Raw genomic sequence first — 20999 nt, 5'->3', positions numbered from 1 at the left:
CCCGGGGCGTTTTACTTTCCTCACTGACATCGTTAACTAAAAAGAGTAAGGATGCAGATTATTCGGCATAGCGTTGGATAGTCAGTTGAATGATGAAAATCCGGGTGGTGAAATCTCTTTTTTTTATGCTGCTAATTATCGTCAGTGGATATTATTTACTGACCGAATATCAGTATTACCATCAGAGTTCGACGGTTTTCGGCACAGTCGTCAATACCCGCACCGTCAGCAGCGCAGAGCGGCGCCTGGCCGACGCCTGCACCACATTTCGCGGACGCGAAGATTGTTCCCCGCTCTTTGAGTATGATATTACCTGGCGGTCAGGCGGTCACTCCTACCTCTATCACGTTGCAAAGGCCTGGTCTCCGCCCGCAGACAGACTTTGTATGAATATCGTGCAGGGAAAACCCGCTATTGCCAAACCGTGTGACGCTCTCTTTTTTAACGTCAGCCGGCTCCCGGGTCTGATAGCAATCTGGGTTATCGTGGCTTTTATTACTTTGACGCTATTTTTATACCGTAAGCGTTACGCCATTTCTCGTCAGTGGCCTGCGCAGACGCTTTATCGGATTTATCACCGCAGGCACAGGCTGATGCTGGAAACCCCGGATGAACAAGAAGCGCTAAAGTTCATCAACAGCGGTTATCGAATAAGCGAAACTTTCCACCATCAGAAAGTCGTTGGGTCGGGTCGTCAAAGACGCGTCATTCACTACATCATCTACCTTGTGCGGGGGAAAAAGAGCGCATAAAAGCGCAAGCCAGGCTCGCGCCCCACCGATGTACGGGAATTACGTGTTTTTCATCTGGATATCTATCCAGCCTTTTTTTATGATACCGCATTAGACTTTCGGCCCTTAATCCAGGAGCTCCATGTGATAGGCAGACTCAGAGGCATTATTCTCGAAAAACAACCCCCGCTGGTTTTACTCGAAACGGGAGGCGTAGGCTATGAGGTTCATCTGCCGATGACCTGCTTCTATGAGCTGCCGGACGTGGGCAAAGAGGCGATCATTTTCACCCACTTTATCGTCCGTGAAGATGCGCAGCTGCTGTATGGCTTTAACAACAAGCAGGAGCGCACGCTGTTTAAAGAGCTGATTAAAACTAACGGCGTCGGTCCAAAACTGGCGCTGGCAATCCTTTCCGGCATGTCCGCTCAGCAGTTTGTCAATGCCGTTGAGCGTGAAGAGCTGGCGGCGCTGGTCAAACTGCCGGGGATCGGTAAGAAAACCGCGGAACGACTGATTGTCGAGATGAAAGACCGCTTCAAAGGACTGCATGGCGATCTGTTCACTCCGGCAGCCGATCTGGTTCTGACGTCGCCGGCCGGGCCGTCTGACGATGATGCTGAACAGGAAGCGGTTGCTGCGCTGGTGGCGCTGGGCTATAAACCTCAGGAAGCCAGCCGGATGGTCAGCAAAATCGTGCGTCCGGATGCCAACAGTGAAACGCTAATTCGCGAAGCGCTCCGCGCCGCGTTGTGAGGTAAGGGATGATAGAAGCAGACAGGCTGGTATCGGCAGACAGCAGCGGCTTTGAAGAGGCGGCGGACCGCGCAATCCGCCCCAAACTGCTGGAAGAGTATGTAGGCCAGCCGCACGTCCGTTCGCAAATGGAGATCTTTATCCAGGCGGCGAAACTGCGCGGCGACGCGCTCGATCACCTGCTGATTTTTGGTCCTCCAGGGCTGGGAAAAACCACGCTGGCGAACATCGTCGCTAACGAAATGGGCGTTAACCTGCGCACGACCTCCGGCCCGGTGCTGGAGAAAGCGGGCGATCTGGCGGCGATGTTGACCAACCTTGAACCACACGACGTTCTGTTTATCGACGAGATTCATCGCCTTTCACCGGTTGTCGAAGAAGTCCTGTATCCGGCAATGGAAGATTACCAGCTGGATATCATGATTGGTGAAGGGCCTGCGGCGCGTTCAATCAAAATCGATCTTCCGCCGTTTACCCTGATTGGCGCGACCACTCGCGCCGGCTCGCTGACGTCGCCGCTGCGCGACCGCTTCGGTATCGTCCAGCGCCTGGAGTTCTACCAGATCCCTGACCTGCAGCATATCGTCAGCCGCAGCGCCCGCTATATGGGGCTGGAGATGAGCGAAGAGGGAGCGCTGGAAGTTGCGCGTCGCGCGCGCGGTACGCCGCGAATCGCTAACCGCCTGCTGCGCAGGGTGCGCGATTTTGCCGAAGTCCGCTACGATGGACGTATCTCAGAGGATATTGCCGCTCAGGCGCTGGATATGCTCAACGTGGATGCCGAAGGATTTGACTATATGGACCGTAAGCTGCTGCTGGCGGTCATCGATAAATTCTTTGGCGGGCCGGTTGGGCTGGATAACCTGGCGGCGGCAATAGGTGAAGAGCGTGAAACCATCGAGGACGTGCTGGAACCGTATCTGATTCAGCAAGGTTTTCTACAACGCACCCCGCGCGGACGTATGGCGACGGTACGGGCCTGGACCCACTTTGGCATTACGCCACCTGAAATGCCTTAATCCTTGTCGGTGTTTAAAACAACAGACCGCAAGGGTCGGTAGCCCGGCTAAGCGCAGCGCAAGCCGGGGAAATCGTTGAAGCGGTATTGCGGTTGATGACCCGGCTTGCGGGGTGAACGCCTCAGCCGGGCGACAAAGTCCGCAGACAGCTGTGACCCTATAGCAATCTGCCGAGTTTTGATGGCGGTTGAGGCGGGCGCATAAGCGTCAGGCGGCCGGCTTCTTGCTCATGCTGATGATAAACAGCACCGCAGCGCACAGCACCACGGAAGGCCCGGCGGGCGTGTCGTAAAACGCTGAAAAGGTCAGTCCGCCGGTGACGGCAATCATCCCCATTCCTACCGCAATACCCGCCATTTGTTCAGGCGTACGGGCAAAGCGACGCGCCGTGGCTGCGGGAATAATCAGCAAAGACGTAATGATCAGCGCCCCGACGAACTTCATCGCCACGCCGATGGTCAGCGCGGTGACCAGCATCAACAGCAGTGTAACCCTCTGTAGCTTAACGCCGTCAACGAAGGCCAGATCCGGACTAATGGTCATCGATAGCAGATTACGCCACTGCCAGAGCAGGATCGCCAGTACGATCGCTACGCCAATCGCGATGGATATTAAATCCTCCGGCGTAACCGCCAACAGGTCGCCAAACAGATAGGCCATCAGATCGACGCGCACGTTCGACATCAGACTGACTACCACCAGGCCCAAAGACAGCGCGCTGTGGGCCATGATACCGAGTAGCGTATCTACCGCCAGATGAGGACGTTTTTCCAGCCATACCAGCCCGCCCGCCAGCAGCAACGTCACCACGATGACCGCATAAAAAGGATTAACGTTCAGCAGCAAACCAAAAGCGACGCCGAGCAGAGAGGCATGGGCCAGGGTATCGCCAAAGTAGGACATGCGGCGCCAGACGACAAACGATCCCAGCGGACCCGCCGCACAGGCGAGCATTATCCCGGCCAGCCAGCCGGGAAGCAGTAATTCAATCATTAACGGTCATTTCCCCGACGCAGTACAATCCGCCCCTGCAGGTCGTGGCGGTGATTATGATGATGGCGATAAATACCCAGCTGTTCCGCGCCGCGCTGGCCGAACATTGAGATAAATTCCGGATGCATGGAGACCACTTCCGGCGCGCCGGAGCAGCAGATATGCTGATTGAGACACAGTACTTCATCGGTTTTCGCCATCACCAGGTGCAGGTCGTGGGAAACCATCAGCACGGCACAATCAAGCTCCTGGCGCAGCTGATTAATCAGATCGTACAGCGCCACCTGACCATTCACGTCAACGCCCTGCGTTGGCTCGTCAAGCACCAGCAGCTGCGGTTGATTGAGCAGCGCGCGCGCCAGAAGTACCCGCTGAGTCTCGCCGCCGGAAAGCTTTTGCATAGGCGCGTCAATCAGATGACCGGCCTGCACGCGCTTCAGCGCCGGCAGTATGTCGCGCTTGTGCGTTCCTGGCCGCAACAGCATAAAGCGGCTGACGGTGAGCGGCATCGTGGCATCAAGGTGCAGCTTTTGCGGGACATAGCCTATCCGCAGATGTCCCTCGCGTTTGATAACCCCTTCTGTAGGTGCTACCAGCCCAAGAACGACTCTGACGAGGGTCGATTTACCGGCGCCGTTGGGGCCCAGCAGAGTTAAAATTTTGCCCGGCTTAAGCGTGAGCGAAATGTCAGACAGCACGCGCCTTTGGCCATAGACGACCGCGACGTTTTCCAGAGTTACAAGATTTGTCATATCAAATTAGAGGTTGCACAAGCCAGTGAATGTTATAATATCACATCTTTCTCATTCATTACGATGATTAGACGCATTATGTTACATAAAAATACGCTTCTTTGCGCTGGACTTAGCGCCGCTTTTTTGTTCGCTCATGCACCGCTGGCAAGCGCCGCGGTCGTCACCTCGCTTAAACCGCTGGGCTTTATAGCATCAGCCATTGCTGATGGGGTAACAGAGACCCAGGTACTGCTGCCTGACGGGGCATCGGAGCATGATTATTCACTGCGTCCATCGGATGCAAAACGCTTACAGAACGCAGACTTAGTGGTCTGGATTGGTCCAGAGATGGAGGCGTTTATGGATAAGTCAACGCAAAGCATTGCGCCGAACAAAAAGGTGACGATTGCCGAGCTTGACGGCGTGAAACCGTTACTCATGAAAGGCGTCGACGACGACGATGACCATCACGGTCACGATCATGGCGCCGGGGAAAATAGTGACGACGATCACCATCACGGCATCTATAACATGCATCTATGGCTTTCCCCAGAGATAGCGCGCCTTTCGGCGGTTGCAATCCACGATAAATTATTGGAACTTATGCCGCAGAGTCGAGCCAAACTTGACGCCAACCTGAAGGATTTTGAGGCAAAATTAGCCGCAACCGACAAGCAGGTTGGGACCGAGCTGGCACCGCTGAAAGGGAAGGGGTATTTCGTTTTTCATGACGCCTACGGCTACTTTGAAAAACACTACGGTTTGACCTCCTTAGGTCATTTTACTGTCAACCCTGAAATCCAGCCTGGTGCGCAGCGTTTACACGAAATCAGAACACAGCTGGTTGAGCAAAAAGCAACTTGCGTTTTTGCTGAGCCACAGTTCAGGCCAGCGGTTATAGAAGCTGTTGCCAGGGGGACGTCCGTGCGCATGGGAACCCTGGATCCACTTGGAATCGGAATTAAGCTGGGTAAAGAGAGTTATCCGCAATTCCTGAGCCAGATGGCAAATCAGTATTCAAGCTGCCTGAAAGGAGAATAACGAGGAAGTGAATACGTGCAACAGATAGCCCGCGCTGTCACTCAGGCATTTAACAATCTGCCGCGACCTCACCGCGTTATGCTGGGGTCGCTTAGCGTTCTTACCTTAGCGGTCGCCGTCTGGCGACCCTACATTTACCACCATCCCGAAACGGCTCCCATCTCCAGAACCATCGAGCTGGAACAAAGCGAAATTCGTTCTCTGCTGCCAGAGGCCTCGGAACCTATCGATCAGGCGCCTCAGGAAGAAGAAGCCATCCCTCAGGATGAGCTGGATGATAAAGCGGACAGCGATTCCGGCGGCCATGAATATGTGGTGTCGACCGGGGATACGCTCAGCAGCATTCTTAATCAGTACGGTATTGATATGGGCGATATCGCCCGGCTCTCCTCGGCGGATAAAGAGCTGCGTAATCTGAAAATCGGCCAACAGCTCTCCTGGACGCTGACGGCGGATGGTGATTTACAAAGCCTGACCTGGGAGATGTCGCGCCGCGAAACCCGTACCTACGACCGGGTGGCCAACGGTTTCAAAATGAGCAGCGAGCTGCAAAAAGGCGACTGGGTCAATAACGTACTGAAAGGTACCGTGGGCGGAAGCTTTGTCGCCAGCGCTCGCGATGCCGGCCTGACCAGCACTGAAATTAGCGCGGTGATCAAAGCCATGCAGTGGCAGATGGACTTCCGTAAGCTGAAAAAAGGCGATGAGTTTTCCGTACTGATGTCGCGTGAAATGCTGGACGGTAAGCGCGAGCAAAGCCAACTGCTTGGCGTACGCCTGCGTTCGGATGGCAAAGACTATTACGCGATCCGCGCTGAGGATGGCAAATTCTACGATCGCAATGGTACAGGGCTTGCGAAGGGCTTCCTGCGTTTCCCGACCGCCCGCCAGTTCCGCGTCTCATCAAACTTTAACCCGCGTCGTCTGAACCCGGTCACCGGCCGCGTCGCTCCGCATCGTGGCGTCGATTTTGCGATGCCGCAGGGCACCCCAGTGCTCTCGGTTGGCGATGGCGAAGTGGTAGTGGCTAAACGTAGCGGTGCGGCAGGTTATTACGTTGCCGTCCGCCACGGTCGTACCTATACCACCCGCTATATGCACCTGCGTAAGCTGCTGGTCAAACCCGGGCAGAAGGTGAAACGCGGCGATCGCATCGCGCTGTCGGGCAATACCGGCCGTTCGACCGGTCCGCATCTGCATTATGAAGTGTGGATCAACCAGCAAGCGGTTAACCCGCTGACGGCGAAACTGCCGCGTACGGAAGGGCTCAGCGGTTCTGACCGTACCGATTTCCTGGCGCAGGCCAAACAGGTGATTCCGCAGCTACGGTTTGATTAACCTCACGCCAGTTAAAGCCGGTGCCTTCTGCGCGCCGGCTTTTTCTTTTGTACGTTACTCCACGTATCGCTAAACTAACCCATTATCTTTACTGAGCGGAAATTCTGCGGATTGGGCATGGAAACGAAAAAAAATAATATTGAGTTTATTCCAAAATTTGAAAAATCCTTTTTACTGCCGCGCTACTGGGGCGCGTGGTTCGGCGTTTTTGCCTTCGGCGCCATTGCCCTGACGCCCGCGTCTTTCCGCGATCCGATCCTGGGTAAACTGGGGCGTTTTGTTGGTCGTCTGGCAAAGAGTTCGCGCCGCCGGGCGCAAATTAACCTGCTGTACTGCTTTCCGGAAAAAAGCGAGCAGGAACGTGAAGAAATAATTGATGCCATGTATGCCTCCGCGCCGCAGGCGATGGTGATGATGGCCGAGTTAGGCCTACGCGATCCGCAGCGGATTCTTTCCCGCGTCGACTGGCAGGGCAAAGAAATTATTGATGAGATGCAGCGCAACAACGAGAAAGTGATCTTCCTGGTTCCTCATGCCTGGGGAGTGGACATCCCGGCGATGCTGATGGCGTCCGGCGGGCAAAAAATGGCGGCGATGTTTCATAACCAGGGCAACCCGGTATTCGATTACGTCTGGAATACCGTGCGTCGTCGTTTCGGCGGTCGTATGCACGCGCGCAACGACGGCATCAAACCCTTCATTCAGTCGGTACGTCAGGGATACTGGGGCTACTATCTGCCGGATCAGGATCACGGGGCCGAACACAGTGAATTTGTTGATTTCTTTGCCACCTACAAGGCGACGCTCCCGGCAATTGGTCGTTTAATGAAAGTATGTCGCGCCCGGGTTGTCCCGCTGTTCCCGGTTTACGATGGCGAAACGCATCGCCTGACGGTGCTGGTGCGCCCGCCGATGGACGATCTGCTGGAAGCGGACGACAATACCATTGCCCGACGGATGAATGAAGAGGTAGAGATTTTCGTTAAGCCGCATACCGAGCAGTATACGTGGATCCTTAAACTACTCAAAACGCGCAAACCCGGCGAAATCGAACCGTACAAGCGCAAAGAGCTGTATCCGAAAAAGAAATAGTCCGCGTAGACGCTGCGGGCAAAAAAAAACCTGCCGACAACTGCCGGCAGGTTTTTTTATGGCGCAGCAAATTACTCGACGGTCAGAATACGGGTGGTATTGGTGCTGCCGATGGTGCTCATTACGTCGCCCTGAGTGACGATAACCAGGTCACCGGTCACCAGATAGCCTTTATCACGCAGCAGCGTTACCGCATCGTGCGCGGCGGCGACGCCGTCGCTTGCGCTATCGAAATAAACCGGAGTCACACCGCGATACAGCGCAGTCAGGTTCAGCGTACGCTCGTGGCGAGACAGCGCGAAAATCGGCAGGCCGGAGCTGATACGGGAAGTCATCAGCGCGGTACGCCCGGATTCCGTCATGGTAATGATAGCGGTGACGCCCTTGAGGTGGTTCGCCGCGTACATAGCCGACATCGCAATGGCTTCTTCAACATTATCGAACTGAACGTCCAGACGGTGTTTGGAGACGTTGAGGCTGGGGATTTTTTCCGCGCCCAGGCAAACGCGCGCCATCGCGGCAACGGTCTCAGACGGATACTGGCCCGCGGCGGTTTCTGCAGACAGCATGACGGCGTCGGTACCATCCAGCACGGCGTTCGCCACGTCCATCACTTCCGCGCGGGTTGGCATCGGGTTGGTGATCATCGACTCCATCATCTGCGTCGCGGTAATGACCGAGCGGTTGAGCTGACGAGCGCGGCGGATTAATGCTTTCTGGATGCCGACCAGCTCCGGGTCGCCAATTTCTACGCCGAGGTCGCCGCGGGCTACCATGACAACGTCGGAAGCCAGGATCACGTCATCCATCGCGTCCTGATCGCATACCGCTTCCGCACGCTCTACTTTGGCCACGATTTTTGCATCGCAGCCCGCATCGCGCGCCAGACGACGCGCGTAGTTCAGGTCTTCGCCGCAGCGCGGGAAGGAGACGGCCAGATAGTCGACGCCGATTTTGGCGGCGGTGATGATGTCTGCTTTGTCTTTTTCAGTCAGCGCTTCGGCAGAGAGGCCACCACCCAGCTTGTTGATACCTTTGTTGTTAGACAATGGTCCGCCGACGGTGACTTCGGTGAACACTTTCATGCCCTGAACTTCCAGGACTTTCAGCTGCACGCGCCCGTCGTCCAGCAGCAGGATATCGCCAGGAACCACGTCAGCCGGCAGGCCTTTATAATCGATGCCGACTTTTTCTTTATCGCCTTCGCCTTTACCCAGGTTCGCGTCGAGCAGGAATTTATCACCGATATTGAGGAAAATTTTGCCTTCTTTGAAGGTAGAGACGCGAATTTTCGGCCCCTGAAGGTCACCGAGAATAGCGACATGACGGCCCAGTTTTGCCGCAATCTCACGGACTTTATCCGCACGGAGCTGGTGATCTTCCGCGGTGCCGTGAGAGAAGTTCATACGTACCACGTTAGCGCCTGCGGCGATAACCTTTTCAAGGTTGTTATCGCGATCGGTAGCCGGGCCTAAGGTGGTAACGATTTTGGTTCTGCGAAGCCTTCTGGACATGTAATACTCCGTTGACTGAAACAACTTTGGTGTTGCGTGAACATGGATTCGGTAGCGCCAGCGAGCAAAGTCGCTATACCGGAACATTACCGACGTTGTAATAGGATACTGCTTTGTTTCTACTTTTATTGGTCATTACTGTGTAAGCTGAGCTCTTTATCAAAGCGCGATTCCTTCAGCGCTTCCTTGACCCTCTTCAAGTTATCTCTGAATTTCGCTCCCCGACGAAGGGTAAAGCCGGTTGCCAGTACGTCAATCACCGTCAGCTGCGCTAAGCGGGAAACCATTGGCATATAGATATCGGTATCTTCCGGGACATCCAGCGTAATGGCCAGCGTCGACTCGCGGGAAAGCGGGGTGCCCGGCGAAGTAATGGCGATCACCATCGCATCATTTTCGCGCGCCAGCTGCGCCAGCTCTACCAGGCTTTTGGTCCTGCCGGTATGCGAAATAATCACCACCACGTCATCGTCATTACAGTTCATACAGCTCATGCGTTGCAGGACGATGTCGTCGGAATAAATCACCGGCACATTAAAGCGGAAAAATTTGTTCATCGCATCGTGGGCGACGGCTGCCGATGAGCCCAGGCCGAAGAAGGCGATTTTCTTGGCCTGAGTGAGAAGGTCCACTGCCCGGTTGATCGCCGACATATCGAGAGAATGATGGACCTGATCTAAACTGGCCATAGCCGATTCAAATATCTTACCCGTATAGGACTCAACGCTGTCGTCTTCATCGACGTTGCGGTTAACATAGAGGGTACCGTGCGCCAGGCTTTGCGCCAGATGCAGTTTGAAATCCGGGAAACCGCGGGTTTCCAGACTGCGGCAGAAACGGTTGACCGTAGGCTCGCTGACGCCGGCTTCCAGCGCCAGGGCAGCAATACTTGAATGAATGGCCTGCGCGGGGGTTGCAAGAATGACTTCCGCCACTTTGCGTTCAGATTTGCTAAGGTGTTCCAGTCGGGACTGGATTTTTTCCAGCATATTCATGGGTAATCAGGCGCTCATCAATGGAAACGATTTCATTAATGGGTGAAATCATCAGGCGTTTTAGCAAGAATATACCCCTCCGTAGTCGGAAACGGTGAGGAATGACTTTAAAATATGTTGTTTTTTTTCATTACATGATCAGAGTCGTATTTTACTAACTGATAATCGGTCGAAACAACGAACAATACTAGCCGCATGCCCAAAAACTCAGCCCATATTTTCCTCCCTGTGCGATTTAGCCGCGGGAACGGGAGCGGAGGGTTTCGGGAAATTCGTAAACACAGTACGATGCAGTGAAAGAAAATTACAAATACAACTATAGCCTGGCATAAGCACCGGGCTATCAACTAAGGAGAATGACATGGCGGTAACGCAAACGGCCCAGGCATGCGATCTGGTCATTTTCGGCGCGAAGGGTGACCTGGCGCGACGTAAATTGCTGCCTTCCCTGTATCAGCTTGAAAAAGCGGGCCAGATCCACCCTGACACCCGCATCATCGGCGTCGGGCGTGCCGACTGGGATAAAGACGCTTACACCAAGGTAGTGCGTGAAGCGATGGAAACCTTCATGAAGGAGAAAATTGATGAAGGTTTGTGGGAGACCCTGAGCGGGCGTCTGGATTTTTGTAACCTGGATGTCAACGATACCAAAGCGTTTACTCGTCTGGGCAAAATGCTCGATCAGAAAGAGCGGGTGACGATCAACTATTTCGCCATGCCGCCAAGTACCTTCGGCGCGATTTGTAAAGGCCTGGGCGAAGCGAAGCTGAACGCCAAGCCGGCCCGCGTGGTGATGGAAAAACCGCTGGGTACCTCGCTTGAAACGTCCCGCGAGATTAACGATCGGGTGGGCGAGTTCTTCGAGGAGTGCCAGGTCTATCGCATCGACCATTATCTGGGTAAAGAGACGGTGCTGAACCTGCTGGCGCTGCGCTTTGCTAACTCGCTGTTCGTCAATAACTGGGATAGCCGCACCATCGATCACGTTGAGATCACCGTAGCGGAAGAGGTAGGCATTGAAGGTCGCTGGGGCTACTTCGATCAGGCCGGGCAGATGCGCGACATGATCCAGAACCACCTGCTGCAGATCCTGTGCATGATCGCCATGTCCCCGCCGTCGGATCTGAGCGCCGACAGCATTCGCGATGAAAAAGTGAAGGTGCTGAAATCTCTGCGCCGCATCGACCGCACCAACGTGCGTGAAAAAACGGTGCGTGGTCAGTACACCGCCGGCTTCGCGCAGGGCAAAAAAGTGCCTGGCTACCTCGAAGAAGAGGGGGCGAATAAATCCAGCCATACGGAAACTTTCGTGGCCATCCGCGTCGATATCGACAACTGGCGCTGGGCGGGCGTACCGTTCTACCTGCGCACCGGTAAACGTCTGCCGACCAAGTGTTCTGAAGTTGTGGTGTACTTTAAAACGCCGGAACTGAACCTGTTCAAAGAGACCTGGCAAGAGCTGCCGCAGAATAAGCTGACCATTCGTCTGCAGCCGGATGAAGGGGTGGATATTCAGGTACTTAATAAAGTTCCTGGCCTTGACCACAAGCACAATCTGCAAATCACCAAGCTGGATCTGAGCTACTCAGAAACCTTTAATCAAACCCATCTGGCGGATGCCTATGAGCGTCTGCTGCTGGAGACCATGCGCGGTATCCAGGCGCTGTTCGTCCGTCGCGACGAAGTGGAAGAGGCGTGGAAGTGGGTCGATTCTATCACCGAAGCCTGGGCTGCCGATCGCGATTCGCCGAAACCTTATCAGGCGGGCACCTGGGGGCCGGTTGCCTCCGTGGCGATGATCACCCGCGATGGTCGTTCGTGGAATGAATTTGAGTAATCGCCAGCTCCTCCGTCAGGGTTATTTTACCGGTAACATGATCTGACGCAGCAAGTCGCGTAATTTTTAATCTTTTAAGCCCCGGAGGATTCACCCCCGGGGCTTTTTTTATTACACTGGCTGCAGATATTTTGCCCCTGAGCCCCAGTACTTGTGCCTTGAGTCCCAAAAAGTACCGCTAAAGCGCTGCGGCCGGACAGATGAAATTTGAGGAGCCTTTATGAATTCTGAAATGTTACGGGTAACAAATCGCATCATCGAACGTTCGCGCGCTACCCGCGAAGCCTACCTCGCGCGGATTAACCAGGCCAAAACTGACACCGTTCATCGCGCCCAGCTGGCATGCGGTAACCTGGCCCACGGTTTCGCCGCCTGCCAGGCGGATGACAAAGCCTCGTTGAAAAGCATGCTGCGCAATAACATCGCTATCATCACCTCCTACAACGATATGCTTTCCGCCCACCAGCCCTATGAGCGCTATCCGGAGATTATTCGCAAAGCGCTGCACTCCGCGAACGCGGTAGGCCAGGTCGCAGGGGGCGTTCCGGCGATGTGTGATGGCGTTACGCAGGGACAGGACGGAATGGAGCTGTCGCTGCTCAGCCGCGAAGTGATTGCCATGTCCGCGGCGATTGGTCTGTCGCACAACATGTTTGACGGCGCGCTCTATCTCGGGGTCTGCGATAAAATTGTTCCCGGCCTGGCGATGGCTGCGCTCTCCTTCGGCCATCTGCCGTCTATCTTTATTCCTTCCGGTCCGATGGCCAGTGGCCTGGCAAATAAAGAAAAAGTGCGCATTCGCCAGCTGTATGCGGAAGGCAAAGTGGATCGTATGGCGCTGCTGGAGTCCGAAGCTGCGTCTTACCATGCGCCTGGCACCTGCACCTTCTACGGCACCGCCAATACCAACCAGATGGTGGTTGAGTTTATGGGGATGCAGCTGCCCGGATCGTCATTCGTGCATCCCGATGCGCCGCTGCGCGAAGCGCTGACCGCCGCCGCCGCCCGCCAGGTGACTCGTCTGACCGGCAACGGTAATGAGTGGATGCCGCTGGGCAAAATGTTTGATGAAAAAGTAGTGGTTAACGGGATTGTCGCGCTGCTGGCAACCGGCGGCTCCACCAACCACACCATGCACCTGGTGGCCATGGCGCGGGCGGCGGGGATCATCATCAATTGGGATGATTTCTCCGATCTCTCTGACGTGGTGCCGCTGCTGGCGCGTCTCTACCCGAACGGCCCGGCGGATATTAACCACTTCCAGGCGGCTGGCGGGGTACCGGTGCTGGTTCGCGAACTGCTGAAAGGCGGACTGCTGCATGAAGATGTTCACACCGTGGCCGGCTTCGGCCTCTCTCGCTACACCCTGGAGCCCTGGCTTAATAACGGCGAACTTGACTGGCGCGAAGGGGCGACCGCTCCGCTGGACGAACAGGTTATCGCCACCTTTGACAAACCGTTCTCTCGCCACGGCGGCACCAAAGTCCTGAGCGGCAATCTCGGCCGCGCGGTCATGAAAACCTCCGCCGTGCCGGTTGAAAACCAGATTATAGAAGCCCCGGCGGTCGTCTTCGAGAGCCAGCATGATGTGCTGCCTGCCTTTGAAGCGGGCCTGCTCGACAAAGATTGCGTGGTTGTCGTCCGCCATCAGGGACCAAAAGCGAACGGCATGCCAGAATTACATAAACTTATGCCGCCACTTGGTGTATTATTGGACCGCCGTTTCAAAATCGCGCTGGTGACCGATGGTCGACTCTCCGGCGCGTCAGGCAAAGTACCATCGGCAATCCACGTGACGCCTGAGGCGTACGATGGTGGCCTGCTGGCGAAGGTACGCGATGGCGATATCATCCGCGTCAATGGTCAGACGGGCGAGCTAACGCTGATGGTCGATGACGCTGAGCTGGCCGCGCGTCAGCCCCATATTCCTGACCTGAGCGGTTCGCGTGTGGGAACCGGCCGGGAAATGTTCGGTGCGCTGCGTGAGAAACTCTCCGGAGCTGAACAGGGCGCAACCTGCATCAATTTTTAAGACGATTCGATTTATAGATCTGGCGAGAGAAAATCTGATGAAAAACTGGAAAACAACTGCAGAAGCAATCCTCACCTCCGGCCCGGTTGTACCGGTAATCGTGGTGAAAAAGCTGGAACACGCTGTGCCAATGGCGAAAGCGCTGGTTGCAGGCGGCGTACGCGTACTGGAAGTCACCCTGCGTACCGAGTGTGCGATGGACGCTATCCGCGCAATCGCCAAAGAAGTCCCGGAAGCGATCGTCGGTGCCGGGACCGTCACCAACGTTGAGCAGTTGAAAGAAGTGACCGAAGCGGGCGCGCAGTTTGCTATCAGCCCGGGCCTGACCGAATCTCTGCTGAAAGCGGCGACCGGTGAAGGCACCATTCCGCTGATCCCGGGGATCAGCACCGTATCCGAGCTGATGCTGGGTATGCAGTATGGCCTGAAAGAGTTCAAATTCTTCCCGGCTGAAGCGAACGGCGGCGTGAAAGCGCTGCAGGCGATTGGTGGCCCGTTCGCGCACATTCGTTTCTGCCCGACTGGCGGCATCTCTCCGGCAAACTATCGCGATTATCTGGCGCTGAACAGCGTACTGTGCATCGGCGGTTCCTGGCTGGTTCCGGCGGATGCGCTGGAAGCCGGTGATTACGACCGTATCACCAAACTGGCTCGTGAAGCGGTAGAAGGCGCGAAGTAATCTTCGCGCGCTTACCCGAGGCCCGGTCTGCAGTCCATGCGACCGGGCTTTTTTTATCCTTCGACGACGACCGCTGAAGCCGCCGCTTTAGCCCGCGCAACCGCTTCTTCGACGTTATCGGCTATCGCCAGCGTTACGCCCAGGCGACGTGAGCCGTCAATTTCCGGCTTACCGAACAAACGCAGCTGCAGACCCGCGCCGACCGCTGCCTGGAGGTTGCTGAAGGTGACGTTCTGGCTGCTCATCTGCGGCAGAATGACCGCAGAGGCCGCCGGGCCGTACTGGCGAATCGCGCCAATCGGCAGGCCGAGAAAGGCGCGGACGTGCAGGGCGAACTCGGATAAATCCTGCGAAATCAGTGTGACCATACCGGTATCGTGCGGGCGCGGCGAGACTTCGCTAAAAATCACCTCATCGCCGCAGACGAATAGCTCAACGCCGAACAGGCCGTAACCGCCCAGCGCCAGCACCACCTGACGGGCGATGTCCTGCGCGCGTTCCTGCGCCAGCGCGCTCATCTGCTGCGGCTGCCAGGATTCACGATAGTCGCCATCTTCCTGGCGGTGGCCGACCGGCGCGCAGAAGTGCACGCCGTCCACGGCGCTGACGGTGAGAAGGGTAATTTCAAAATCAAAATTCACCACGCCTTCAACGATAACGCGACCGGCCCCGGCACGGCCGCCCTGCTGCGCATACTGCCAGGCCTCAGCCAGCTGTTCGTGGGTACGAATAAAGCTCTGGCCCTTTCCCGAGGAGCTCATTACCGGCTTGACGATGCACGGCAGTCCTGTCTCGGCGACGGCCTCGCGGAAGGTGGATTCGCTGTCGGCAAAACGGTAGGCGGAGGTCGGCAGCTTCAGTTCCTCAGCGGCCAGGCGGCGGATCCCTTCACGGTTCATGGTGAGCTTCGCCGCGCGCGCGGTAGGGACGACTTTTTGCCCGGCCTGTTCCAGCGCCACCAGGGTATCGGTGGCGATGGCCTCGATTTCCGGCACGATAAAGTCAGGCTTTTCCAGTTCAATCAGCGCTTGTAAGGCTTCGCCGTGCAGCATATTAATGACGTGTGAGCGGTGCGCGACCTGCATGGCCGGCGCATCAGGGTAACGATCGACGGCGATGGTCTCAATTCCCAGACGCTGGCATTCGATGGCCACTTCTTTACCCAGCTCGCCGGAACCTAACAGCATAACCTTTGTTGCCGCAGGGCGCAGCGCCGTACCTAATACAGTCATAACTCTCTTCCGCAGTAAAAAAACATGCGCCGCATTATAAACGAAAACGTTTGCGCATGTCTTTATGTGCATCATTTGAGTTCGCGGAAGAAATTTGATATACTGTATAAAAACACAGTGCTGAGAGGCTGCATCATGGCGGTTGAAATTAAATATGTAGTGATTCGTGAAGGTGAGGAAAAAATGTCTTTTGCCAGCAAAAAAGAGGCCGATGCTTACGACAAAATGCTCGATCTGGCGGAAGTACTGAACGACTGGCTGGTTGAGTGCCCGCTTACGCTCGATGAAGAGCAGCGCGATAGCATGGCGATGTGGCTTGCCGAGCGCAAAGACACCCTCAACCATATTCTGCGTTCCGGTAAGCTGCCGGAAGCTGAGGGCAGCGCCGATGCGCCAGCCGCGCGCGCAGAAGAAGCAGAAGAGGGTGACAAACCCGAAGAGGTCGTCGAATCGGCAGCCTCGGCACCGGCCAGGCCGCGCAAAGCGAAAGCCGCCTGAGCCATGCTGCCGCCGACACTCGTTCTGGCGGTTGGCTCCCGCGCCGCGCGCCCGGCGCGACATTTGCTCATCTTTAGCTGACGATAACGTTTCCTGACGCCGAGTCGTTTAGGCTGGTGGTATCGCTTATCGCGCAACGAGGAAATGTATGGCTAACTGGCTTAATCAACTGCAGTCTTTGCTGGGTCAGCAAGGGCAATCTTCTTCATCTGACGATCGGTCACACGGCAAAGACTTCCTGCTGCCGGGCGCGCTTGGCGGCCTGGCCGGGCTGCTGGTTGCCAGCAAATCATCGCGCAAGCTGTTAGCCAAATACGGCACCGGTGCGCTGCTGGTCGGCGGCGGCGCGGTTGCAGGCAGCGTATTGTGGAATAAATATCAGCAGAAATTGCGTACCAGCGGGCAGCAGACATCGGCGGCGCCCACGCCCGCACCTGCGGCGTCCTCCGCGCCAGCCGAACTTGATGCCCGCAGCGAAAGGCTGATTATGGCGCTGGTTTTCGCTGCTAAAAGCGATGGGCATATTGACGAACGCGAGCGGGCAAATATTGAAGCGCAGCTGCGCGCGGCGAACGTTGACGTGCAGGGGCGTGTGTTAATTGACCAGGCGCTGGCGCAGCCCCTCGACCCGCAGAGCCTGGCGCAGGGTATCAGCAGCGAGCAAGAGGCGCTGGAAGTTTACTATATCAGCTGCGCGGTCATTGATATTGACCACTTTATGGAACGCAGCTATCTGAACGCCCTCGGCGAAGCGCTGAAGCTCCCGCAGGAAGTGCGTGAAGATATCGAACGGGATATCCAGGCGCAAAAACAGGCCGTAACGCTCTAAATCCGCACGTTTCGCTTGCATCGCTGGCGACTTTTGCCACCCTTATATATTGTGTAGTCACGTCACCCTTCAGGCTGCTGTGAAGCAGCCTGAAAATTTTAGTACTCAATACAAGCCGCAGAAGAATAAGCAGATGCCACCAAAAGCGAAACGGATCCCCCATGCCATGACATTACATGGCGACACGCGAATCGATAATTACTACTGGCTGCGCGATGACGATCGCGCACAGCCGGAAGTGCTTGATTATCTGCGCCAGGAAAATGAGTACGGTAAAAAAGTGATGTCTTCGCAAAGTAGCCTGCAGGACAGGGTACTCAAGGAGATTATCGACCGTATTCCGCAGCGCGAAGTGTCGGCCCCCTATAGCAAAAATGGCTATCGTTACCGTCAGGTCTATGAGCCTGGCTGCGAGTATGCGATTTATCAACGCCAGCCGGTCGTAAAAGAAGAGTGGGATGAATGGGAGGTCCTGCTTGACGGTAACCAGCGCGCGGCCGGCAGCGAATTTTACACCCTCGGGGGGTTAGGGGTTTCTCCTGACAACAACATGATGGCGGTGGCGGAAGACTATCTCTCCCGCCGGCAATATAGCCTGCGCTTCTACCCTTTAAACGACGGCGATGAATTTGCGGAAGTTCTTGAGAACGTCTCGCCTGATTTTGCCTGGAGTAATGATTCGCAGACCCTGTGGTACGTGCGTAAGCATCCCACCACGCTGCTGCCGTATCAGGTCTGGCGCCATCGCCTGGGCACACCGGCCAGTGCGGATGTTCTGGTGTATGAAGAGCAGGACGATACATTTTACGTCAGCGTACACAAGACGACTTCCCAGCAGTTTGTGGTGATTTATCTGGCCAGCGCGACCACCAGCGAAGTGCTGCTGCTTAACGCGGAAATGACCGACGCCGAGCCGGTCTGTTTTCTACCGCGGCGCAAAGACCATGAATATAGCCTCGATCACTATCAGCACGCTTTTTATCTGCGATCCAACCGTGAAGGGAAAAACTTCGGTCTCTATCGCACTACCCTGCGCGATGAGCAGCAGTGGGAGACCCTGATCGCGCCGCGTCAGGAAGTGATGCTGGAAGGATTTACTCTGTTTACCGACTGGCTGGTTGTGGAAGAGCGCCAGCGGGGGCTGACCAGCCTGCGGCAGATCAATCGTAAAACAAGAGAGTCCCAGGGCATTGCCTTTGACGATCCGGCCTATGTGACCTGGCTTGCCTATAATCCAGAGCCGGAAACCGCTCGTCTGCGCTACGGCTACTCCTCCATGACGACGCCGGATACGCTATTTGAACTGGATATGAATACCGGCGAGCGGCGGGTACTAAAACAGCAGGAAGTCAAAGGGTTTGATGCCAGCCATTATCGCAGCGAGCATTTGTGGATTAAAGCCCGCGACGGCGTCGAAGTCCCGGTCTCGCTGGTCTACCGTCATGAACATTTCCGTAAAGGCGCCAGTCCACTGCTGGTGTACGGCTACGGCTCCTATGGCGCAAGCATGGATGCGGATTTCAGCGCCAGCCGCCTGAGCCTGCTCGACCGCGGTTTTGTGTTCGCTATCGCCCATATTCGCGGCGGCGGCGAACTGGGCCAGCAGTGGTATGAAGACGGAAAGTTTTTGTGCAAGAAGAACACCTTCAACGATTATCTCGACGTCTGCGATGCGCTGCTGGCGCAGGGCTATGGCGATCCGCGCTTTTGCTACGGCATGGGCGGCAGCGCCGGCGGCATGCTGATGGGCGTGGCGGTGAACCAGCGGCCGGAGCTTTTCCACGGCGTGGTAGCCCAGGTTCCCTTTGTCGATGTCCTCACCACCATGCTCGATGAGTCGATTCCGCTAACCACCGGTGAGTTTGAGGAGTGGGGGAATCCGCAGGATGAAGAGTATTACCGCTATATGAAAAGCTACAGCCCGTACGACGGCGTGCAGGCTCAGGCGTATCCGCATCTGCTGGTTACCACGGGCCTGCATGATTCGCAGGTTCAATACTGGGAGCCGGCAAAATGGGTGGCAAAACTGCGCGAGCTAAAAACGGACGATAACCTGCTGCTGCTCTGTACCGATATGGATTCCGGCCACGGCGGTAAATCCGGACGCTTCAAAAGCTATGAAGGCGTGGCGTTGGAGTTTGCGTTTCTGATTGGCCTGGCGCAGGGGACGCTGCCGGGCCAGGCGGAGGTATAGCGCCGGTTACTCCCCGAGATAGTGCTTCAGCGTCAGGCGCAGCTCGGGGCTCATGCGCTCCAGGTTATTAAACAGCCAGCGTAAATAGCCGGGATCGTTTTCCGCAACCTCGGAAACCGGCTTGCCGCGATATTTGCCGAAGGTAAAGGTGGATAGTAGCGCCGGGCGGCCGGTAATGGTCGCCATTTCCTCAGGCGTCCAGCCGGAGGTGTTGATAATATCGAGCAGCAGGGCGGCGGTGATATAGCAATCATAAAGCGCCCGGTGATGATGCAGTCCCGGTGGCGTCGTGACGCTAAGCTTGCGCGACTTATATAGCCCCATATTGCTGTACTTGATGCCTGGCCACAGGCGGCGCGCCAGCTTCATCGTGCAGATCCATTCGCCCTGCATCTCTGGCAACACCCGACGGTCAAAGCTGGCGTTATGGGCGACATACCACGGACTGCCCATATACAGCGGCACAATCTCCTCGATCCACGGCTTATCGGCGACCATCTCTTCGGTGATACGGTGAATCGCCATCGCCTGCGGACTGATGGGGCGGTCGGGGCGAACCAGATGGCTCATGGGATTGGTAATTTGTCCGTCGACAATATCAACCGAGGCGATTTCAACAATGCCTCCCTGCAATCCGCAGGTTTCTGTATCGATTACGCGCAGCATGGCTCGCTCCAGGCCAAAGAAACCAGCGTAATGCAACACGCGGGTCTTGCCAACTCGGATGTCCGCAGGGGACGGGAATTATTTCTGTTTCGGTTCATAGGGCAGGCGAGAGAGCGAAACGGAGGCCAGTCGATGGGCAATCAGACGTTCGCGAAACCAGCCGCGCAGATGTTCGGGCTGTTCTCTTTCGACTAAATCGGCAACCACCGGCATATTGTAGCGTTCTTTAAACGCAACGCCCGCCGCGGCGAGATCGACATTCACTTTGTCCATCTCCTCCTGGGATAGTTTAGCCAGGTTCTTTTCCATCGGTTTCTCCTCTGATAACGCCGCAAAAAGTACTAAGCACGCGGCAAAAAGGCAAGTCTCAGACGCTTAGCTCGACTGCGCCATTATACAGGGTTATTCTCTGTGCTACATACATAACAAAAAGGAATGACAACTATGCCAATCATCGCCGGACGCGCGCTGCGTCTGTCTCTGTTTCTCGCCGGTTGCCTCAGCGCAGCAGGCGCATTCGCCCACGCCCATTTGCAACAGCAGCTTCCGGCCGCCGGCGCGGTGGTGGCGGCTTCACCCCAGGCGCTGACCCTCAACTTCTCTGAAGGCATCGAAACGCAGTTTAGCGGCGTGACCCTCACCGGGCCGCAGCAGAATACCATCACCCTTGGTAAACCTGTCCGCAGCGACAGTAATAAGGCCGAGCTGACGGTACCGGTTGAGCAGGCGCTGACGCCGGGCGAATATACCGTTGACTGGCACGTGGTCTCCGTTGATGGCCATAAGACGAAAGGACAATACACCTTTACCGTGAAGTAA

General features: G+C 56.0%; 20 protein-coding genes. 13 read left to right on the top strand and 7 right to left on the bottom strand.

Features of this window, described 5'->3' with window-relative positions:
- Positions 1-107: 107 nt before the first annotated feature.
- The 3 genes from ACSIPU_RS04925 (at position 108) to ruvB (ending at position 2506) form a co-directional block, all read left to right on the top strand.
- Positions 108-752: a hypothetical protein gene (locus ACSIPU_RS04925; protein ID WP_224226650.1), complete on the top strand. Its 645-nt coding sequence runs from the start codon at positions 108-110 to the stop codon at positions 750-752.
- A gap of 123 nt (positions 753-875) precedes the next feature.
- On the top strand, positions 876-1487 hold the full coding sequence (gene ruvA / locus ACSIPU_RS04920) for a Holliday junction branch migration protein RuvA (RefSeq protein ID WP_004103390.1): 612 nt from the start codon (positions 876-878) through the stop codon (positions 1485-1487).
- 8 nt (positions 1488-1495) lie between these two features.
- Positions 1496-2506, top strand: coding sequence for a Holliday junction branch migration DNA helicase RuvB (gene ruvB / locus ACSIPU_RS04915; RefSeq protein ID WP_004103386.1), 1011 nt, complete (start codon positions 1496-1498; stop codon positions 2504-2506).
- Positions 2507-2713: 207 nt separating this feature from the next.
- Here the strand turns inward: ruvB and znuB are convergent, their stop codons facing one another.
- Positions 2714-3499: a zinc ABC transporter permease subunit ZnuB gene (gene znuB, locus ACSIPU_RS04910; RefSeq protein WP_024274402.1), complete on the bottom strand. Its 786-nt coding sequence runs from the start codon at positions 3497-3499 to the stop codon at positions 2714-2716.
- The gene (znuC, locus tag ACSIPU_RS04905; protein WP_004103383.1) at positions 3499-4251 is read right to left on the bottom strand and encodes a zinc ABC transporter ATP-binding protein ZnuC; all 753 of its coding nucleotides are present in this window, start codon (positions 4249-4251) and stop codon (positions 3499-3501) included. The genes znuB and znuC overlap by 1 nt, the downstream gene beginning before the upstream one ends.
- Positions 4252-4329: 78 nt before the next feature.
- Between znuC and znuA the strand changes: the two genes are divergently transcribed.
- The 3 genes from znuA to lpxM all read left to right on the top strand — a co-directional run bounded on the left by znuA (position 4330) and on the right by lpxM (position 7704).
- Positions 4330-5274 carry a zinc ABC transporter substrate-binding protein ZnuA gene (gene znuA, locus ACSIPU_RS04900; protein WP_016808309.1) on the top strand — a complete coding sequence of 315 codons (945 nt, stop codon included), beginning with the start codon at positions 4330-4332 and terminating at the stop codon, positions 5272-5274.
- A 15-nt stretch (positions 5275-5289) separates the two neighbouring features.
- Complete coding sequence (gene mepM / locus ACSIPU_RS04895) at positions 5290-6612, top strand: murein DD-endopeptidase MepM (RefSeq protein WP_004113780.1); 1323 nt, start codon at positions 5290-5292, stop codon at positions 6610-6612.
- A gap of 117 nt (positions 6613-6729) precedes the next feature.
- Entirely contained in the window at positions 6730-7704 is a 975-nt protein-coding gene (gene lpxM, locus ACSIPU_RS04890; RefSeq protein ID WP_004103380.1) for a lauroyl-Kdo(2)-lipid IV(A) myristoyltransferase, read from the top strand.
- Between the two features lie 71 nt (positions 7705-7775).
- On the opposite strand, the gene pyk is transcribed toward lpxM, so the two are convergent.
- Both pyk and ACSIPU_RS04880 read right to left on the bottom strand, forming a co-directional pair.
- The gene (pyk, locus tag ACSIPU_RS04885) at positions 7776-9218 is read right to left on the bottom strand and encodes a pyruvate kinase (RefSeq protein WP_004103379.1); all 1443 of its coding nucleotides are present in this window, start codon (positions 9216-9218) and stop codon (positions 7776-7778) included.
- Positions 9219-9343: 125 nt separating this feature from the next.
- Complete coding sequence (locus ACSIPU_RS04880; protein ID WP_004103378.1) at positions 9344-10213, bottom strand: MurR/RpiR family transcriptional regulator; 870 nt, start codon at positions 10211-10213, stop codon at positions 9344-9346.
- Between the two features lie 361 nt (positions 10214-10574).
- Here ACSIPU_RS04880 and zwf point away from each other — a divergent pair, with 361 nt between their 5' ends.
- The 3 genes from zwf (at position 10575) to ACSIPU_RS04865 (ending at position 14761) form a co-directional block, all read left to right on the top strand.
- Positions 10575-12050 carry a glucose-6-phosphate dehydrogenase gene (gene zwf / locus ACSIPU_RS04875; protein ID WP_004103371.1) on the top strand — a complete coding sequence of 492 codons (1476 nt, stop codon included), beginning with the start codon at positions 10575-10577 and terminating at the stop codon, positions 12048-12050.
- 220 nt (positions 12051-12270) lie between these two features.
- Positions 12271-14082, top strand: a complete 1812-nt coding sequence (gene edd / locus ACSIPU_RS04870; protein ID WP_004103369.1) for a phosphogluconate dehydratase — start codon at positions 12271-12273, stop codon at positions 14080-14082.
- A 37-nt stretch (positions 14083-14119) separates the two neighbouring features.
- A complete protein-coding gene (locus tag ACSIPU_RS04865; RefSeq protein ID WP_004103368.1) occupies positions 14120-14761 on the top strand; it encodes a bifunctional 4-hydroxy-2-oxoglutarate aldolase/2-dehydro-3-deoxy-phosphogluconate aldolase in 642 nt (213 codons plus the stop codon).
- Between the two features lie 53 nt (positions 14762-14814).
- On the opposite strand, the gene purT is transcribed toward ACSIPU_RS04865, so the two are convergent.
- Positions 14815-15993, bottom strand: coding sequence for a formate-dependent phosphoribosylglycinamide formyltransferase (gene purT, locus ACSIPU_RS04860; RefSeq protein ID WP_004113777.1), 1179 nt, complete (start codon positions 15991-15993; stop codon positions 14815-14817).
- 135 nt (positions 15994-16128) lie between these two features.
- Between purT and ACSIPU_RS04855 the strand changes: the two genes are divergently transcribed.
- The 3 genes from ACSIPU_RS04855 (at position 16129) to ptrB (ending at position 19514) form a co-directional block, all read left to right on the top strand.
- The gene (locus ACSIPU_RS04855) at positions 16129-16491 is read left to right on the top strand and encodes a YebG family protein (protein WP_017145640.1); all 363 of its coding nucleotides are present in this window, start codon (positions 16129-16131) and stop codon (positions 16489-16491) included.
- A gap of 148 nt (positions 16492-16639) precedes the next feature.
- Positions 16640-17320 (top strand): tellurite resistance TerB family protein, encoded by a 681-nt coding sequence (locus ACSIPU_RS04850; RefSeq protein ID WP_049593000.1) that lies wholly within the window; start codon positions 16640-16642, stop codon positions 17318-17320.
- Positions 17321-17453: 133 nt separating this feature from the next.
- Positions 17454-19514 (top strand): oligopeptidase B, encoded by a 2061-nt coding sequence (ptrB, locus tag ACSIPU_RS04845; RefSeq protein WP_016808307.1) that lies wholly within the window; start codon positions 17454-17456, stop codon positions 19512-19514.
- 6 nt (positions 19515-19520) lie between these two features.
- Here ptrB and exoX read toward each other — a convergent pair whose 3' ends face one another.
- Together exoX and ACSIPU_RS04835 are read right to left on the bottom strand one after the other, a co-directional pair.
- Positions 19521-20180, bottom strand: a complete 660-nt coding sequence (gene exoX, locus ACSIPU_RS04840; protein ID WP_004103360.1) for an exodeoxyribonuclease X — start codon at positions 20178-20180, stop codon at positions 19521-19523.
- Between the two features lie 78 nt (positions 20181-20258).
- Positions 20259-20489, bottom strand: coding sequence for a DNA polymerase III subunit theta (locus ACSIPU_RS04835; RefSeq protein ID WP_004103351.1), 231 nt, complete (start codon positions 20487-20489; stop codon positions 20259-20261).
- Between the two features lie 135 nt (positions 20490-20624).
- Here ACSIPU_RS04835 and yobA point away from each other — a divergent pair, with 135 nt between their 5' ends.
- Positions 20625-20999: a CopC domain-containing protein YobA gene (gene yobA / locus ACSIPU_RS04830; RefSeq protein ID WP_004103348.1), complete on the top strand. Its 375-nt coding sequence runs from the start codon at positions 20625-20627 to the stop codon at positions 20997-20999.

Origin of the sequence: Klebsiella sp. HN106 (assembly GCF_051209435.1) — a bacterium.
In the GTDB taxonomy this organism is placed as follows: Bacteria; Pseudomonadota; Gammaproteobacteria; order Enterobacterales; family Enterobacteriaceae; genus Klebsiella; species Klebsiella oxytoca.
Note: the sequence above shows the minus strand (reverse complement) of the source record. Positions and strands in the feature narration are given on the sequence as shown.

Bases quoted from the DNA above. Each gene is read 5' to 3' on its own strand.
- ruvB (WP_004103386.1), top strand. From the start codon at position 1,496: ATGATAGAAGCAGACAGGCTGGTATCGGCAGACAGCAGCGGCTTTGAA.
- znuB (WP_024274402.1), bottom strand. From the start codon at position 3,499: ATGATTGAATTACTGCTTCCCGGCTGGCTGGCCGGGATAATGCTCGCC.
- znuC (WP_004103383.1), bottom strand. From the start codon at position 4,251: ATGACAAATCTTGTAACTCTGGAAAACGTCGCGGTCGTCTATGGCCAA.
- znuA (WP_016808309.1), top strand. From the start codon at position 4,330: ATGTTACATAAAAATACGCTTCTTTGCGCTGGACTTAGCGCCGCTTTT.
- lpxM (WP_004103380.1), top strand. From the start codon at position 6,730: ATGGAAACGAAAAAAAATAATATTGAGTTTATTCCAAAATTTGAAAAA.
- pyk (WP_004103379.1), bottom strand. From the start codon at position 9,218: ATGTCCAGAAGGCTTCGCAGAACCAAAATCGTTACCACCTTAGGCCCG.
- ACSIPU_RS04880 (WP_004103378.1), bottom strand. From the start codon at position 10,213: ATGAATATGCTGGAAAAAATCCAGTCCCGACTGGAACACCTTAGCAAA.
- zwf (WP_004103371.1), top strand. From the start codon at position 10,575: ATGGCGGTAACGCAAACGGCCCAGGCATGCGATCTGGTCATTTTCGGC.
- edd (WP_004103369.1), top strand. From the start codon at position 12,271: ATGAATTCTGAAATGTTACGGGTAACAAATCGCATCATCGAACGTTCG.
- ACSIPU_RS04865 (WP_004103368.1), top strand. From the start codon at position 14,120: ATGAAAAACTGGAAAACAACTGCAGAAGCAATCCTCACCTCCGGCCCG.
- purT (WP_004113777.1), bottom strand. From the start codon at position 15,993: ATGACTGTATTAGGTACGGCGCTGCGCCCTGCGGCAACAAAGGTTATG.
- ACSIPU_RS04855 (WP_017145640.1), top strand. From the start codon at position 16,129: ATGGCGGTTGAAATTAAATATGTAGTGATTCGTGAAGGTGAGGAAAAA.
- ACSIPU_RS04850 (WP_049593000.1), top strand. From the start codon at position 16,640: ATGGCTAACTGGCTTAATCAACTGCAGTCTTTGCTGGGTCAGCAAGGG.
- ptrB (WP_016808307.1), top strand. From the start codon at position 17,454: ATGCCACCAAAAGCGAAACGGATCCCCCATGCCATGACATTACATGGC.
- exoX (WP_004103360.1), bottom strand. From the start codon at position 20,180: ATGCTGCGCGTAATCGATACAGAAACCTGCGGATTGCAGGGAGGCATT.
- ACSIPU_RS04835 (WP_004103351.1), bottom strand. From the start codon at position 20,489: ATGGAAAAGAACCTGGCTAAACTATCCCAGGAGGAGATGGACAAAGTG.
- yobA (WP_004103348.1), top strand. From the start codon at position 20,625: ATGCCAATCATCGCCGGACGCGCGCTGCGTCTGTCTCTGTTTCTCGCC.